Origin of the sequence: Sulfuricaulis sp. (assembly GCF_049587675.1) — a bacterium.
Lineage (GTDB): Bacteria > Pseudomonadota > Gammaproteobacteria > Acidiferrobacterales > Sulfurifustaceae > Sulfuricaulis.
The window spans coordinates 20,488-37,087 of sequence record NZ_JBAVEJ010000306.1; the positions used below are offsets into that span (position 1 = coordinate 20,488).

16 protein-coding genes are annotated in these 16,600 nt (G+C 59.7%); 9 read left to right on the top strand and 7 right to left on the bottom strand.

The window, feature by feature from the left end; all coding sequences use genetic code 11:
- Positions 1-118: 118 nt before the first annotated feature.
- The 4 genes from glcF to gcl all read right to left on the bottom strand — a co-directional run bounded on the left by glcF (position 119) and on the right by gcl (position 5,156).
- Positions 119-1,342 carry a glycolate oxidase subunit GlcF gene (gene glcF / locus WB402_RS15615; protein WP_424209498.1) on the bottom strand — a complete coding sequence of 408 codons (1,224 nt, stop codon included), beginning with the start codon at positions 1,340-1,342 and terminating at the stop codon, positions 119-121.
- 90 nt (positions 1,343-1,432) lie between these two features.
- The gene (gene glxR / locus WB402_RS15620) at positions 1,433-2,311 is read right to left on the bottom strand and encodes a 2-hydroxy-3-oxopropionate reductase (RefSeq protein ID WP_424209500.1); all 879 of its coding nucleotides are present in this window, start codon (positions 2,309-2,311) and stop codon (positions 1,433-1,435) included.
- Positions 2,312-2,329: 18 nt separating this feature from the next.
- Complete coding sequence (gene hyi / locus WB402_RS15625) at positions 2,330-3,115, bottom strand: hydroxypyruvate isomerase (RefSeq protein WP_424209502.1); 786 nt, start codon at positions 3,113-3,115, stop codon at positions 2,330-2,332.
- Positions 3,116-3,392: 277 nt separating this feature from the next.
- On the bottom strand, positions 3,393-5,156 hold the full coding sequence (gene gcl / locus WB402_RS15630) for a glyoxylate carboligase (protein ID WP_424209505.1): 1,764 nt from the start codon (positions 5,154-5,156) through the stop codon (positions 3,393-3,395).
- Positions 5,157-5,320: 164 nt separating this feature from the next.
- On the opposite strand from gcl, the gene WB402_RS15635 reads away from it, so the two are divergent.
- The 7 genes from WB402_RS15635 to WB402_RS15665 all read left to right on the top strand — a co-directional run bounded on the left by WB402_RS15635 (position 5,321) and on the right by WB402_RS15665 (position 12,579).
- Positions 5,321-6,088 (top strand): IclR family transcriptional regulator, encoded by a 768-nt coding sequence (locus WB402_RS15635; RefSeq protein ID WP_424209507.1) that lies wholly within the window; start codon positions 5,321-5,323, stop codon positions 6,086-6,088.
- Positions 6,089-6,195: 107 nt separating this feature from the next.
- Positions 6,196-7,377, top strand: a complete 1,182-nt coding sequence (locus tag WB402_RS15640; RefSeq protein WP_424209509.1) for a pyridoxal-phosphate-dependent aminotransferase family protein — start codon at positions 6,196-6,198, stop codon at positions 7,375-7,377.
- Positions 7,378-7,577: 200 nt separating this feature from the next.
- Positions 7,578-9,056, top strand: a complete 1,479-nt coding sequence (locus WB402_RS15645) for a helicase HerA-like domain-containing protein (RefSeq protein ID WP_424209511.1) — start codon at positions 7,578-7,580, stop codon at positions 9,054-9,056.
- A gap of 246 nt (positions 9,057-9,302) precedes the next feature.
- Positions 9,303-10,241 (top strand): diguanylate cyclase, encoded by a 939-nt coding sequence (locus WB402_RS15650; protein WP_424209512.1) that lies wholly within the window; start codon positions 9,303-9,305, stop codon positions 10,239-10,241.
- A gap of 30 nt (positions 10,242-10,271) precedes the next feature.
- A complete protein-coding gene (locus WB402_RS15655) occupies positions 10,272-11,300 on the top strand; it encodes a SpoIIE family protein phosphatase (protein ID WP_424209514.1) in 1,029 nt (342 codons plus the stop codon).
- A 2-nt stretch (positions 11,301-11,302) separates the two neighbouring features.
- Positions 11,303-12,181 carry an STAS domain-containing protein gene (locus tag WB402_RS15660; protein WP_424209516.1) on the top strand — a complete coding sequence of 293 codons (879 nt, stop codon included), beginning with the start codon at positions 11,303-11,305 and terminating at the stop codon, positions 12,179-12,181.
- 59 nt (positions 12,182-12,240) lie between these two features.
- Entirely contained in the window at positions 12,241-12,579 is a 339-nt protein-coding gene (locus WB402_RS15665) for an STAS domain-containing protein (protein ID WP_424209518.1), read from the top strand.
- A 15-nt stretch (positions 12,580-12,594) separates the two neighbouring features.
- Here WB402_RS15665 and corA read toward each other — a convergent pair whose 3' ends face one another.
- Entirely contained in the window at positions 12,595-13,659 is a 1,065-nt protein-coding gene (corA, locus tag WB402_RS15670; RefSeq protein ID WP_424209519.1) for a magnesium/cobalt transporter CorA, read from the bottom strand.
- 112 nt (positions 13,660-13,771) lie between these two features.
- Here corA and WB402_RS15675 point away from each other — a divergent pair, with 112 nt between their 5' ends.
- Entirely contained in the window at positions 13,772-14,887 is a 1,116-nt protein-coding gene (locus WB402_RS15675; protein ID WP_424209521.1) for an FIST signal transduction protein, read from the top strand.
- Between the two features lie 10 nt (positions 14,888-14,897).
- Positions 14,898-15,323 carry a cereblon family protein gene (locus WB402_RS15680; protein ID WP_424209523.1) on the top strand — a complete coding sequence of 142 codons (426 nt, stop codon included), beginning with the start codon at positions 14,898-14,900 and terminating at the stop codon, positions 15,321-15,323.
- Between the two features lie 6 nt (positions 15,324-15,329).
- Here the strand turns inward: WB402_RS15680 and WB402_RS15685 are convergent, their stop codons facing one another.
- Positions 15,330-16,055, bottom strand: coding sequence for a VIT1/CCC1 transporter family protein (locus tag WB402_RS15685; RefSeq protein WP_424209525.1), 726 nt, complete (start codon positions 16,053-16,055; stop codon positions 15,330-15,332).
- Between the two features lie 4 nt (positions 16,056-16,059).
- On the bottom strand, positions 16,060-16,587 hold the full coding sequence (locus WB402_RS15690) for a peroxiredoxin (RefSeq protein ID WP_424209529.1): 528 nt from the start codon (positions 16,585-16,587) through the stop codon (positions 16,060-16,062).
- Positions 16,588-16,600 lie beyond the last annotated feature (13 nt).

Below are 16,600 nucleotides of genomic sequence, written 5' to 3' on the forward strand. Positions count from 1 at the left end.
AGTATGGCGATAACAACTCATTGATTTTCGTCAAGTTTTTTGGGGGAATTTGAATTTGAATTGTCGTTTACCGGCAAAATCCGCCGGATAGTCGCACTCAGGCCGGGTATCTAAAGATTCAGCGGGGGGTGTTAGCGTCCACTACCTCGATCCAATGGCGCACCGGCAGCGTCGTCCCGGTTTGGATGTGCGCCAGACAGCCGATATTAGCCGTGACGATGGTGTCGGGTCTGCCAGACTCGAGTGCGGTCACCTTGTTTCTGAGCAACTGCTGCGACAGATGCTTTTGCAGAATCGAATAGGTTCCCGCTGAGCCACAGCAGAGATGCGCATCCGGCACCGCAACCAGCGTAAAGCCGGCGTCGCGCAGGATTTTTTCTACCACCCCGTTCAGCTTCTGACCGTGTTGCAGCGAGCATGGGCAATGGAAGGCGATTTTGAGTTCCGGCTTCGCGCCGCTCCCGAGCTTCGACAGGTCCTCGTTCATCAGAATTTCGCTGATGTCTTTGGTCAGATCGGATATACGCCTGGCTCTGGCGGCATAAGCGGGGTCATGTTCGAGCAGATGAAAGTATTCCTTCACGTGCGAGCCGCAACCACTCGCGGTCATGACAATGGCCTCGACGCCGGATTCGATATACGGCCACCAGGCGTCGATGTTGCGGCGGGCGAAATCGAGGCCCTGCTCCTTGCCCGAGGTGTGGTGGCTCGCCGCCCCGCAACAACCGGCACCGGATGCCGCGATCAGACGTATGCCGAGCCGGTCCAGGACGCGCGCGGCGGCGGCATTGATGTTCGGCGAAATCGCAGGCTGGGCGCAGCCTTCGAGCACAAGCATCTGACGCGCGTGCACCGTCGTTGGCCACGGGGCCGCTGTCTGGCGTGGGGGCACGGAACGCTTCAGGAAGGATGGCAGCAACGGACGGAACAGTTGTCCCAGCCGCAGCAACGGCGTGAAACGCGCTGGATAAGGAATAATGGCCCGCAACATCCAACGAATAAACCGGTCGAGCCGGGTTCGTTCTATTCTCTGTTCGGCAATATCGCGTCCGACATCCAGCAGCTTGTGATACTGCACGCCCGAGGGACAGGTGGTCTCGCAATTTCGGCAGGTGAGGCAGCGGTCGAGATGCGTCAGCGTGTGGCGCGTGACCGCCGCGCCTTCGAGCATCTGCTTGATGAGGTAGATACGCCCTCGCGGGCCGTCGAGTTCGTCGCCGAGCAACTGGTAGGTCGGACAGGTGGCATTGCACATGCCGCAATGCACGCAGGTGCGCAGGACGGCGTCGGCCTCAATGCCCTGCGGTGTGTGGCGGATGGAACTGGCTAGGGCTGTCTGCATGGTGCGCGTATGGCTTCGGCCTGCCTGATGCGAATGCAGCCGCCACGATACCCTAAATCACGGTGGAAGTTCTATTCCATCCGGTGTGGCTTATTTGATTTCGTGCTTGGCCAGCATTTCCAGCGCACGCACCATGGCCGAATGATCCCAGGCGCTGCCGCCATTCGCGGCGCAGGCGTTGAACAGCTCCTGGCAGGTGGCCGTGTTCGGCAAACTGATCTGGAGCGCGCGCGCGCCGGACAAGGCCAGGTTCAGGTCCTTCTGGTGCAGTTCGATGCGGAAGCCGGGATCGAAGGTGCGCTTGATCATGCGCTCGCCATGCACTTCCAGGATTTTCGACGAGGCGAATCCGCCCATGAGAGCCTGGCGCACCTTGGCCGGATCGGCGCCGGCCTTGGAGGCGAACAGCAGCGCTTCGCCCACCGCCTCGATGGTCAACGCGACAATGATCTGGTTGGCCACTTTGCAGGTCTGGCCGTCGCCGTTGCCGCCCACCAGCGTGATGTTCTTGCCCATCAGCTCGAACAGCGGCTTGACCTTGTCGAAGGTCGGCTGATTGCCGCCGCACATGATGGTCAGCGTGGCGTTCTTGGCGCCGACTTCGCCGCCGGACACCGGCGCGTCTATGTATTCGCAACCGAGCTGGTTGATCTTGGCGGCGAATTTCTTGGTTTCGAGCGGCGCAATTGAACTCATGTCCACCACAATCTTGCCCTTGGAGAGACCTTCGGCCACGCCGTCCTTGCCGAACAAGGCGGCATCGACGTGCGGGGTATCGGGCACCATGGTGATGATGATTTCGGCATTCTTGGCGACCTCCTTCGAGGACTGGCAGGCAATGCCTTTGTCGCCGATCAGATCCGGAGGAATGCTTGGGATATTGTAGAGATAGAGTGTGTGGCCGCCCTTCATCAGGTTATGGGCCATGGGGCGACCCATGATTCCGAGACCGACAAATCCGATTTTCATGACAGTTCTCCTAATAGATTATTTTTGCGACAGATACGCCGCGGCCCAACCGAGTCCCGCGACGGTCGTGGCGGCCGGTTTGTATTCACAGCCGATCCAGTCGTCATAACCAATCTGGTCAATATGCCTGAACAGGAATGGATAATTGATTTCACCGGTGCCGGGCTCGTTGCGTCCCGGGTTGTCCGCGATCTGGATGTGGCGGATGCGGGAAATATTTTTCTTCAGGCTCGCCGCGAGTTCGCCCTCCATGCGCTGCATGTGATAGACGTCGTATTGCAGGAACAGGTTGTCCGATCCCACCTCGTCCATGATCTCCAACGCCTGGGCGGTGCGTGATAAATAGAAGCCGGGTATATCAAAGGTGTTGATCGGTTCGATCAGGAGCCTGATACCGGCGGCCTTGAGCTTTCCAGCGGCGAATTTCAGGTTTTCGACAAACGTCTTGCGCAGCTGATCCGACTTGGCGTCGTTGGGCGCGATCCCGGCCAGGCAGTTGACCTGCCTGCACCCGAGCGCGGTGGCGTAGTCGATAGCCTTGCCAACGCCGTCCTGGAATTCACCGACGCGTGCCGGCTGGCAGGCATTGCCGCGGTCGCCAGCACCCCAATTGCCGGCGGGCAGATTGTGCAGCACCTGGGTCAGCTTGAGCGTCTTGAGTTTGTCCACCAGCTGATTCTTGTCGTTGGCATAGGGAAACAGATATTCGACGCCGCGGAATCCGGCCTTGGCGGCGGCGTCGAAGCGGTCCATGAAATCGACCTCGTTGAACAGCATGGTCAGGTTGGCGGCAAACTTGGGCATCTTTGATCCTCAAAGTGAATTTGAACGCCCGTCGTGGCGGGACCCGCCGCGACGTTTATTGAGGCGGCATGAATCAACTTGAGCAAAGGAGTTGTCTCTCGTCTGCCTTGGCTCCGATGGATGCCGTTTTTTTGCCGCCTCAATAAACGAAAATTCATATATGATTTTCCGTTATTGACCCGGCATGTGCGTGTCATTACCAAGAACATAAAATACTCGTCGCGGGCTGCTCTCGTTCAAGTACAATCGGCCGGGTCAATAACGAGCGGCAATGATATCAGGCCGCTTGCGTCTTCTTTTCCGGCTTGCGATCGAGAATTTCTTCAAACTCGTTGATCTTGTCGATCTCCGGACCCATGGAGATATTGGTCACGCGCTCAGTGATCACTTCCACGACGACCGGCACGCGTCTCTCCTCGCTGACACGACGCGCCGCGCGGAAGGCATCCGCCATCTGTTTCGGATCGAAGACGCGCACGGCGAGACACCCCAGCGCCTCCACGGCCTTGACGTGATCCACGCCGTATTCGCCGATCTCGGGGCAATTGATATTGTTGAAGCTCAGCTGGACTTCATAGTCCATTTTATAAGCGATTTCGCCCTGGCGGATCAATCCGAGATAGGCGTTATTGATCAGCACCATCACGAACGGCACCTTATGCTGGGCGGCAACCGCGAGTTCCTCGATCAGGAACTGGAACGAATAGTCGCCGACGACACCGACAACTTCCTTGCTCGGATCGGCCAGTTTGGCGCCAATGCAGGCCGAGATTTCCCAGCCAAGCGGGCCCGCCTGACCGCAGACAATGTAGTTTCTCGGCTTGTTGACCTTCTGGAACTGCCCCGAAGCAATCTGATACAGGCCGATGGCGGTGACGAAACAGGTGTCATCGCCGAACACGTTGTTGATTTCCTGGAACACGCGCTGTGGCTTGATCGGCACATTGTCGAAATCGGTGCGCCGCTGCATCGTGAATTTCCGTTCCTGAATCTCGTCAATCCATTGCTTGCGGCTGACTATCTTGCCGGCCTGCTTGCGCGCCCGTGCCGCCGCGACGAATTCTTCGAGTGCGTATTTGGCGTCGGCCACAATACCGAGATCGGGACAGAAGATGCGACCGATCTGCATCGGATCGACGTCGACATGAACAAACTTGCGCCCCTTTGTGAAAACATCGACGCTGCCGGTCTGGCGATTGGCCCAGCGGTTGCCGATCCCGAGTACAAAATCGCTGCGCAGGAAAGTCGCATTGCCATAACGATGCTGGGTCTGCAAGCCCATCATGCCGGCATTCAGCTGATGATCGTCGGGAATGCTGCCCCAACCCATGAGCGTGGGGATGACGGGCGTCTGGGTCAGCTCGGCCAATTCGACGAGCAGGTCGGAGGCATCGGCGTTGATCACGCCGCCGCCGGAGAAGATGAGCGGCCGCTGCGCCGCCATCATCATGTCGAGCGCCTTCTCGATCTGCTTCCGGTGCGGGCGCGGCTTGAACACCTCGAGCGGAAAATCGGACTCGGGATCGTATTCGATAATTTCCTTCTGGACATCGAGCGGCAGATCGATCAGGACCGGGCCGGGGCGGCCGGAGCGCATCAGATGAAACGCCTGCCGGAACGCGCGCGGCACCTGGGCGGCTTCCATGACGGTAATCGCCCACTTGGTGACGGGCTTGGCGATCGCGGCGATATCCACCGCCTGAAAATCTTCCTTGTGCAATTTCGCGCGCGGCGCCTGGCCGGTGATGCACAGGATAGGAATGCTGTCGGCCATTGCCGAATACAGGCCGGTGATCATGTTGGTCCCGGCCGGGCCCGACGTGCCGATGCAGACGCCGATCCGGCCGCTCGCGGCGCGCGTATAGCCTTCGGCGGCGTGGGTTCCGCCTTCTTCGTGGCGAACCAGCACGTGCTTGATCTTGCTCCCGTTCATCGCCTGATACAGCGGCAGGATCGCGGCCCCGGGGATACCGAACGTCAGCTCGACGCCTTCGCTTTCCATGACGCGGATCGCCGCTTCGGTTGCGGTCATTTTTGCCATTTTTGTTTCCTCGATGTTTTCGACGCGAAATCATGATTCATTTGGATGAACAATCCAACACGAATCATGGTGACGCATGCTTGATGACTGCCGGAACTCTTGCCAAGCAGGCTAACGCAGGATAGGATATTTCACAATACATAATCGTTTTCACTATACGCAAAATGCTAAAAACCGCCACATCTTCGATTCAGGTGATTGACCGGGTGACGACCTTGCTCGATGCCATCGCGGCACGCCCGGAACCGTCCAGCCTCAAGTTCCTGTCGGCCGAAACACATCTGCACCCCTCAACCGCGTTCCGCATCCTCAAGGCGCTCACGGGACACGGACTTGTCGAGCGCACGGTCAACGGCCAGTACATGCTGGGGGTGAAGCTCCTGCACTTCGGCAGTCGCGTCCATGGAAAAGTGGACCTGCTGCGCGAGGCCAAGCCGATCATGGAATGGCTGCGTTCACAAGTCGGCGAGTCCGTGAACCTCACGGTGCGCGAAGGCGATGAGGTGGTGTACGTGGAGCGCGCCATTCCCAACCGCATGATGCGCGTGGAACAGGTGATCGGCAGTCGCGCGCCCCTGCATGTCACCGCCGTGGGCAAACTGTTCCTCTCCGAGGATGGCGAGAAGGCCTGCCGCGAATACGCGCGCCGTACCGGCCTGCCCCGCTATACCCCCAATACCCTCACCCAGGTGACCAAGCTCTGGGCGCAAATCGAAAACGCCCACAAACAGGGTTACGCCCTGGATAATGAAGAGGCGGAGCAGGGAGTTGCCTGCGTCGGCGTGCCCCTGCATGACCCTCATGGCAAAATGGTTGCGGGACTTTCGATCTCGGCCCCGCGTGACCGTCGCCGCGAATCCTGGATTCCCATCATTAAAAAGGCCGGCGCGGATATTTCGGCGCGCCTGGGTTACATGGCCAAGTCCGCCTAGAACAGTTTGCCGCAGGGAGTTGCCAGTATAATCCGACAAGACGAGCGAGCGCAGCGAGCAGGGCTACTGTTACACTGCGCGGTCTCAATAAAAAATCGAGGTCGAGCTTGAGCTATACATCCTTCAATCCACCGGTCCGTACCTTGATGGGGCCGGGACCCTCGGACGTGCACCCGCGCGTGCTCACGGCCATGGCGCGCCCGACCATCGGCCACCTCGATCCCGCATTCATCGCCATGATGGAGGAAATCAAGGCGCTGCTGCAGTACGCCTTCCAGACCAGCAACGCGCTGACCATTCCCATCTCCGCGCCCGCCTCGGCCGGCATGGAAGCCTGCTTCGTCAATCTCATCGAACCGGGCGAAAAGGTCGTCGTGTGCATGAACGGCGTCTTCGGCGAGCGCATGAAGGAGAACATCGAGCGCGCGCGTGGCGTACCGGTCGTGGTGGAAGACGCTTGGGGCACGCCGGTGGACCCGAACAAGCTTGAGGACGCGCTCCGGGCCCATCGCGACGCCAGTATCGTCGCCTTCGTGCAGGCCGAGACTTCCACCGGCGTGCAATCGGACGCCAGGAAGCTGACGGAGATCGCTCATCATCATGACTGCCTGACCATCGTGGATGCCGTGACCTCGCTCGGGGGCTCCCCGCTGAAAGTGGATGAATGGGGCCTCGATGCGGTCTACTCCTGCTCGCAGAAATGCCTTTCGTGCGCGCCGGGGCTGTCGCCAGTCACCTTCAGCGACCGCGCGGTGGACAAGATCAAGAAACGCAAGACCAAGGTGCAAAGCTGGTTCTTCGACCTCAACCTCGTGATGGGATACTGGGGCTCGGGCAAGCGCGTCTATCACCACACCGCACCGATCAACCTTTTATACGGCCTGCATGAGGCGTTGGCGATGCTTCAAGAGGAGGGTCTGGAAAATTCCTGGGCGCGGCATCGGCATCAGCATCTCGCCTTGCGCTCAGGCATCGAGGCCATGGGGCTCTCCTTCCTCGTTCATGAATCCGCGCGCCTGCCACAGCTGAACGCCATCGTGGTCCCGGAGGGCGTGGACGAGGCCGTGTTGCGCAGCCGTCTGCTCAATGAATACAACCTTGAAATCGGCGCGGGCATGGGCAGCCTCGCCGGCAAGATCGTGCGCATCGGCCTCATGGGTTATGGCGCCAATATGAAAAACGTCATGTACTGCCTGGAAGCGCTCGAGGCCGTGCTGGCGGACATGCGCGCCCCGATCCAGACCGGCGTGGCCATGAACGCCGCGCAGAACGCGGCGGCCCTGAATTGAGGAACTCTGATCTACGAGTCCTAACAAAAAGAAATAGACAGGATTAATAAGATTCTTCAGGATTCACAGGATTAAAGATTTTAGGAAATAGAAAAATCCTGTTAATCCTGTTTTAATCCTGTGAATCCTGTCCAATTTCGTTTTTCCCGGCGCTACTGGTTGTTAATTTCATATTGTGATGGGCTCGATTTTATCCAAACATGACTGAACCGTTACTCATCGCCAAGGCCAAGGAACCTCTTTATCTTCTGCCGAAGATGGCCAACCGTCACGGCCTGATCGCTGGCGCCACCGGCACCGGCAAAACCGTCACGCTGCAGGTCATGGCCGAGCGTTTCAGCGCCATTGGCGTGCCGGTGTTCATGGCCGACGTGAAAGGCGACCTGGCCGGCATCAGCCAGAAAGGCGGCGGCAATCCCAAGGTGGAAGAGCGCGTCAAGCAGTTGAAGCCCGACGGTTTCGCGTACCAGGTATTTCCGGTGACGTTCTGGGACGTATTCGGCGAACAGGGTCACCCGGTACGCGCCACGATCTCGGAAATGGGACCGCTGCTGCTCGGGCGCCTGCTTAATCTGAACGAAACCCAGGAAGGCGTGCTCAACCTGATCTTCCGGATCGCCGACGACAACGGCTGGTTGCTGCTCGACCTCAAGGATCTACGCGCCATGGCGCAGCACGTCGGCGATAACGCCAAGGAATTCACCACCGCCTACGGCAACATCTCCAGCGCCTCGATCGGCGCCATCCAGCGCGCGCTGCTCACGCTTGAAAGTCAGGGCGCGGACAAGTTTTTCGGCGAGCCAGCACTTAATCTCGACGACCTGATGCAGACCGAGCAAGGACGCGGCATCATCAATATTCTCGCCGCCGATAAACTGATGCAGTCGCCCAAGGTATACGCGACTCTCCTGTTGTGGCTGCTGGCGGAACTCTTCGAGCGCTTGCCCGAGGCCGGCGATCGCGACAAACCCAAGCTCGTGTTTTTCTTCGACGAGGCGCACCTGCTGTTCAACGACGCGCCGCCAGCACTGCTGGAGAAAATCGAACAGGTCGTGCGCCTGATCCGGTCCAAGGGCGTGGGCGTGTACTTCGTGTCGCAGAATCCGCTCGATATTCCGGATGTCGTGCTGGGGCAGCTCGGCAACCGCGTCCAGCATGCGCTGCGCGCCTTTACGCCGCGCGACCAGAAAGCCGTCAAGGCCGCGGCCGAAACCTTCCGCGCCAACCCCAAACTCAAGGTTGAAAGCGTCATCTCCGAGCTCGGCGTGGGCGAAGCGCTGGTCTCGATGCTGGATGAAAAAGGCAGCCCGTGCGTCGTGGAGCGTGCCTTCGTCTATCCGCCGCAGAGCCGGATCGGACCGATCAGCGCGGCCGAGCGCAGAACCATCATCAACGCCTCGGCACTCAATGGGCAATACGAGAAAACCGTCGATCGTGAATCGGCCTATGAAAGTCTCAAAAATCGCGCGGCCCAGTCCGCACCGCCGGCCGCCGCACCATCCGAAAAAAGCGGTGGCGGTTTGCTGGATGGTCTGCTCGGCGGGACCGGTCCGCGTGGCGGCCACCGTGAAGGCGCCGCCGAGGCTATGGTCAAAAGCGCCGCCCGCTCGATCGGCAGCCAGATCGGCCGCAGTATTATCCGGGGCGTCCTGGGTTCGATCCTCGGCAGCCGGCGCTAACACCCCACCAGCGACCCCCTTTGTAGGGCTAAATTCCCCCTGTCCATCCCCCTCAAGGCACGGATCGTGTTCTTCACTATTCCTGACCCTGAAAAAAGGCTGATTTAGGCCGGAATTCCGGCTTGGGGCCGTGCGTGCCTGTCTTCCCAGGGCTGGCACGGCCTATGCACTAAACTCACAGAGAATCAGTTAATTAGGCCTTTTTTTAAACCAGCGGCTAAGTGGTCGCCAGCATCAGCCAGGAAGATGCAGACACTGCTGACATTAACCATCATCGTCGAGCCCGACCGTCAGCGCCTCGCGCGGTTTGCGATGGACGCCGTGGAAGCGCTCGGCGGTAATGTTTTCTCCGCCGCGAACCGGCTCGAAGGGTTGCTGCGCCGTGTGCGCGAGGACTGCGTGCGTGCGCATACGCCCGTCGAGGCCTGTCTGCTGCTGGACGATCTGTCCTTGTGCCTCGCCTGGGAAGACCAGCGCGAACCGCTGACGACACTGTCACAACCGCCGGAGACTGACACGGTCACGGCGCTCGCCACCCAGCTCAAGAATGCCAGCGAATCCGCCGACAGCACGCTGCTCAAGCGCCGCAACGAACAGATCATCATCGATCTCGAAAATGCCAAGAAGCGCGCTCGTCAGGAGATGGAAGAACTCGAAACACTGCTGGAGATGAAGAAGAGCGAGTTGAACAAATCCATTCTCGCCGCCCAGACTGACGGACTGACGGGACTGTACAATCGCAGCGGTTACGACACGCGCCTGCGCGAGGCCTACCTCCGCTGCAAGCACCAGGGCGAGCCGCTCTGTCTCATGCTGCTCGACGTCGACTTCTTCAAGACCATCAACGACACCCATGGACACCAGTACGGCGACGAGTACCTGAAACGTGTTGCCAATTCGCTGCGCGCCTCGGTGCGCGAACACGTGGACCATCCTTGCCGCATGGGCGGCGATGAGTTCGCCATTATTCTGTACTCGGACATACCGATTGCGAAACGCGTGGCCGGCAAGGTACTCGGCCTGATGGAACACATGGTCAGCATCGGAATAACCCAGATGCAGGAAACCGACAGCATCGAGGGTCTGGTCGGGCGCGCGGATGCAATGCTGTATGAAGCCAAGCACCGTGGACGCGGACAGTTTGTCGCCGATGAGATCAGTGAGGTCCGAATCAAAGCGGTCTGAAAAATTGAATTTTACCCGGTAAGGGAAAATATGAAATTGCTGATCGAGCAGGGAGCGAAGGGGGATAGCGGTGTCGTGCTGTTGCGGTCGAAGCTGCGTGCAGTGTCTCGCCGCATGGGCTTCAACGATTTGAAACGTGAACAGATGGAGCTGGTGTGCAACGAAATGGTGACGAACCAGAACAAATTCGCCGAAGGTAACGGGCTGGTGCAGATATGGGAGACCGATCATCCCAGGCCGGCCCTCGACTTGTTTGCGTTCGACTACGGCAAGGGCATCCTGAACATCAAGGCCGCCGTGGAAGACGGTTTTACCACCGCGGGCACCATGGGCAAGGGACTGGGCGCCATCCGCCGTCTCTCCTCCGAGAGCGAAATCTACAGTCTTCCGATGGAAAATGTCGGAGATTGCCCCTGGCATGGCACGGCCGTCTGGTCGCGTTTCTATCAAGACAATCACGATGTCACGCTGCCGCACCAGATCGGCGGCCACACGCGCGCTTATCAGGACAGCGCTTTCAACGGCGACATGATTCAGGTCCGTTGCAGCCCCAACAAAACCCGCTGGCTGCACATGGACGGGCTCGGCCACGGACGCGAGGCGGCCGAGGTCGTCGAGGGCATCGGGTATTTTCTCGATGACGAAACCCCCGTGGACGGCTTGATGCAGCGCCTGAGCCAGCGGCTCCATGGCACGCGCGGCGCGGTTGGCATGGTGTGCGAAATTGACGCCACCACGCAGACTTTCAGGATCTGCGGGGTCGGCGACATGATCGCTTATCTCATCGCCAGCGGCGAAAAAAAGGCGATTTCATTTTCCCCCGGGGTGCTGGGCCATGCCCATCGCACGCCGGAGACAACCACTCTGTCGTTTCCGCCCCAGGCTCTGCTCATTACCGCCTCCGACGGCCTGCGGCGCAGCATCACCCTGCACACTTTCCCGGATTTATGGCGATTGCACCCGCAATTAATCGTCCTGGTGCTGGGTCAGATCATGGGCCGGCATAACGACGACCGGTCCGTATTCACCATTCGTTTAAACCCAAGTATGAGGAAATAGTCATGGCCAAGGAAACACCCCAGGAAAAATCCACCAATCAGATACTGATCGAACAGCTCATGCAGAACGTGGGCAAAATCTCCGCCATTATCGAGAAGCAGGGGCAGAGCATCTTCGGTCACAAGAATCTGCTCTCGAACAACGAGATCAACGACTACAGCCTCGAATTTCTCGAGTTGCTGACAATGCTGCTGCACGCCGGCGACCAATTGGACCGGCGCGGAGCGGAATACAAGGCCCTGCGGCAGTTCTTCGCCAACTTCTCGCAGCAGATTCAGGTGCGCGGCGGCGACATGGACGAATTCGTGCGCTACGTACACTTCCTGCAAGGGGTGTTTCTGGAAAATCTCGAGGCCGACAAATCGATCAGCTTCGAGAAAACGCGCGAGATCCTGCTGCTGCTCGGCGTCATCTTCAACGACATCATCCTCGACGTGTTCCACATCTACCTGGAAGGCAAGGAAAAGACCATCCAGGCACAGCAGGAAGAACTGCGGAAGACCTCCACGCCGATCACCGAGATCTGGGACGGCGTGCTGACGCTGCCCATCATCGGCTCGCTCGACTCATCGCGCACCATGATTGTGATGGAAAAACTCCTGCAACGCATCGAATCGGACCGCGCACGGGTGGTGGTCATCGACGTCACCGGGGTGATGGCGATCGACTCCCAGGTATCGCATCATCTCATCCAGATGATCCGCGCCACCGGCCTCATGGGCGCCACCGCCATCCTGACCGGCATCCGGCCGGAGATCGCGCGCGCACTGACCAGCCTGAACATCGACCTCAGCGCCGTGACCACGCGCTCCAAGCTGTCCGAGGGCCTGAAGGAAGCATTCCGTCAATTGCAGATTGAGGTCTCGCGTCCCGGGAAGTAACCTTCACGTGACAATCGTGGTCGGAACAGGCCAAGGAATAATCGCAGGAGCAGGACGGCATGGCTGAAGGCATCCATCTCACCCCCATCGGGGACGGCAACGTGCTGCTGGAGCCTGGCGAGGGACTCGATCCCAGCAACGCCGACGATCTGGTCGCACCGGTGCTGGAGTTTCTCCAGAACAACCAGGCGCAGCGTCTGGTCTATGATCTCAAGACGGTCCGCCTGATCGATGAGGTGTACTACACCTGGCTGACGAAACTCAGCGCCACCTGCCGCATCGCCAACGTGGAAATGGTCACCGTCAACATGCAGCCGGCGGCGGCCTACGCGCTGTCACTCACGCTCAAAGACCCCACGCCGTTCACCTGCGCGCTCGATATCCACCACCTGCGCTGAGATGCCAGGTCTTTTCTAAATCCACTTCCTGCGCCGGAAAAATACCAGCATCCCGGCAGCGATCCCCGCCATCACCAGCAACACCAGCGGATAACCCCAGCGCCAGCCCAGCTCGGGCATGTGGTGAAAATTCATGCCGTACAGCCCCACGATGAACGTCAGCGGCATGAAAATCGTGGCAATGATCGTCAACACTTTCATGACTTCGTTCAACCGGATGCTAAGGCTCGAAAGATAGATATCCATCATGCTGGCCAGGATGTCGCGATAGGTCTCGATGGTGTCGATGACGTGGATGGTGTGGTCGTACACGTCGCGCAAATAAAACCAGGTGTCCTTGTGGATCAGCGTCGATTCGCCGCGCTGCATTCCGCTCACCACTTCGCGCAACGGCCAGATGGATTTGCGCAGGAACAGCAGCTCGCGCTTGAGCGCGTGCAGCGTCTGCAGCGACGCCGGCGTCGGCCGGGAGATGATGGTCTCCTGCAGGGTTTCGATCCGTTCGCCGAGACTTTCGAAGATGGCGAAATAATTGTCCACCACGGTATCCATGAGCGCGTAGACGAGGTAATCGGCGCCGAGATTGCATATGCGTCCGCGCTTGCCGAGGATGCGTTCCTTGATGGCATTGAAAATGCCGTTGTCGCTCTCCAGAAACGAAATGACCAGATTGTGCCCCAGGATCAGACTGATTTGCTCCGTCGAGATTTCGTTCGCCGGGGTGCCGTTGCTCAACCGCTTGATCACGATGTACAGGTATTCGCCGTAATCCTCGAGCTTCGGTCGCTGGTCGGTGTTGGGGATGTCCTCGATCACCAGCGGATGCAGGTTAAAAGCAGCGCCGAACTGCGCCAGCATCTCCACCTCGTGCAGGCCGGTGACGTTGATCCAGCTCACGCCCGGACTGTCGCGCAGCGCGAGGCACTCCTGCACGGTCTTACACTCCTGCTCGACGGCGCGCTGCTCGTTGTAGTGCACCAAGGTCAGGCGCGTGGTTTCGCTCTTGCGCTCACCGAGGTGCACCGGTGTGCCGGGCGGGAGGCCGGCCTTGCGCGAGCGTTTGGGCGCGAGTCGGGACATAAATTCACCTTGTTATTTCATGACTTGGGAGAAACGGGTTCCTAACCCCCGTCAATTGTCTATAGTATCGCTTCTTCGTGGCCCAAGCCCACCGATGTTCAAGGGATTTGATATGGACATGTTTCGCGTCGCGCATGGAACCGCCCCGGACTGGCAGCAGGCCGCGAATCTCTGCCTGGCCCAGCTCGGCAGCATTCCGGCCGAAGCGAACCTGGGCTTCCTCTACGTTACCGATCATCTCGCCGCTCAGCTGCCGGAAATTCTCGGCTTCTTCAAGGATCAGACGGACATCCTGCACTGGGTGGGAAGCGTCGGGGTCGCAGTCTGCGCCACCTCGCAGGAATACAACGACCAGCCGGCCCTCAGCGTCATGATCGCCGATTTCCCACCGGATTCGTTCCGCATCTTCCCCGCGATCAAATCCGATATCGCGGAATTCGCCGACAGCCGCGCCTGGTGCGAGCAGACGGATGCGCACTTCGCGGTCGTGCACGGCGACCCGCGCAACCCGAAAACGCCCGGTTTCATCGCGGAACTCGCCGAGGCGATCCGCGACGGCTTTCTGGTGGGCGGGCTGACGTCCTCGCGCGGACCGAACTTCCAGATCGCCGGCGGGTTGACCGAAGGCGGTGTTTCCGGCGTGCTGTTCTCGGGCCAGGTGTCGGTCGCCACCGCGTTGACGCAAGGCTGTACTCCGCTCGGCCGGAAACACGAGATCACCGAATGCCGAGACAACATCGCCATCCGCATCGACGACCGTCCGGCGCTGGATGTCTTCAACGAGGAAGTGGGTGACATACTCGCGCGCGATCCGTCACGTGCCGCGGGCTACATCTTTGCTGGTTTCCCCATCAAGGGATCGGACACCGGCGACTACATCGTGCGCAACCTCGTGGGCATGGATCCGGAGAACAAGCTGCTGGCGGTCGGCGAATACCTGAATGCCGGCGATACCATCATGTTCTGCAAGCGCGATATCCGCACCGCCTTCGAAGACCTTGTGCGCATGCTGCGCGAGATCAAGCAGCGGCTCGGCCGTCCGCCCAAGGGCGGCGTGTATTATTCCTGCCTGGGCCGCGGCGCGCACATGTTCGGCGAGGACTCGGTGGAACTGAAAACCATCCGCCAGGAGCTGGGCGATATCCCGCTCGTGGGCTTTTTCGCAAACGGCGAGATCTCGCACAACCGGTTGTATGGCTTCACCGGGGTGCTGACGCTGTTTTCCTGAGCAAGCAGTAATGGCCATCGCGCTCGTCCCCGCCCTACTGTTATTCGATCCCGTTACCGAAAAGAACGGCAAAGAAAAAACCAAAGCCAAGCCGGATGCCAGACCAAAGCTGGAAAAACGCCTGTTCTGCGCCGCCTGCCGTCAGCCCATCACGCATCAGGACGAGCGCATCATCGTGCAGGGCGGTCACGAACACCACTTCACTAATCCCCAGGGGATCAGCTATCACATCGGCTGCTTTCGCGAAGCCGCCGGCTGCGCGCCCAGTGGCGAGGCGACCGTGGAGTACACCTGGTTCAGGGGTTATGCCTGGCGCATCGCGTACTGCGCCCATTGCCAGGTGCACCTCGGTTGGCGCTTTCAGTCGGACAGCGACTATTTCCACGGCCTGATAGTCAACCGCCTGATCTCGGCCGGACCGGCGAATAACGGATAGCGAGTTTCAGCCGCCGACAGGCAAAGGGGTGCCGGTAAATCGCTCGAGCAGGAAACCGACAGCATAGCCCAGACCGGTGGCGATCAGCGCAATCGAGAGAAATTCCAGTCCCGAGCGTCCGAGCGACTGGCCGGAGAGTTTGCCCTTGAACATGCCCACGCCGAAGAGCGCCGCGCAGGTCAGCAGCACGGCGCTCACCAGCGCCCACTGCAGCGGCATGAAGGCGAAAGGCGCGAGCGGCAGCACGCCCCCGAGGATGAAAGACAGCGCCATGACCAGCGCGCCTTTGACCGGATTGTTGACATCGGCGCTGCCCAGCCCCAGCACCTTTTCCTGAAAGGTGGCGACGAACACGGACTTCTGTTCGTGCATCAACTTGACGACGCGGTAACCGGCTTCGCGCGTCAGACCTTCACGGTGCAAAGCATCCAGCAGTCCTTCCTGCGCGAGGTACGGCTCACGCTCAACGAACTTGGCTTCCTTCTCCAGTTCATGATCGAAGATTTCCTTCTCGGCCTTGGACGAAAGATAGGCGCCGGCCGCCATGGAAAACGCGCCGGAACACACCGCGGCGGTGCCGGCCATGAGAATCACGAACCGGCTAGACCCGGCCGCCTGCATCCCCGCGAGCAAGCCCACGGTGCTGATCAGGCCGTCCTGGATACCGAAGACGAATTCGCGGATGCGTCCCTTGGATTCGATTTTTTTGCGTTTTGCTTCCGTTGGCAGCACGGGACTAATACTTGTGATGCAGCTCGCCCGTGGGCTCACCGGGTTTCCAGTCGGCCGGGCATAACTTGCCCGTGCACAGCGCGCGCAGGACGCGCAACGACTCCTCAACGCTGCGACCGACATTCATGTTGCTGGCGGCGCTGTACTGGATGATACCCTCGGGATCGATGAGGTAGGTCGCGCGGATCGCGACGCCTTCCTTGGGATGCAGGACCTGATAGGCCCGGCTCACGCTTTTGTCCGTGTCGCTCAGCAGCGGATAGGCAATGCCGCCCAGTTCCTTGGCCCAGGAGCGGTGGCTTTCGACGGGGTCGACGCTGACGCCGTAAATCATCGCCCGTTCCTTGCTGAAGTCGCCGGCCAGCTTGCTGAAGCCCGTGACCTCGGTGGGACAGACGAAGGTAAAATCCGCGGGATAGAAAAACAGCACCAGCCAATGGCCACGGGCCTCGCGCAGGGAATAGTTCTTGGTCTTGCCCTGATGCACTCCGGGCAGGGTGAAATCGGGCGCGGCATCGGCGATGGTCAGCATGGCCCCGACATAG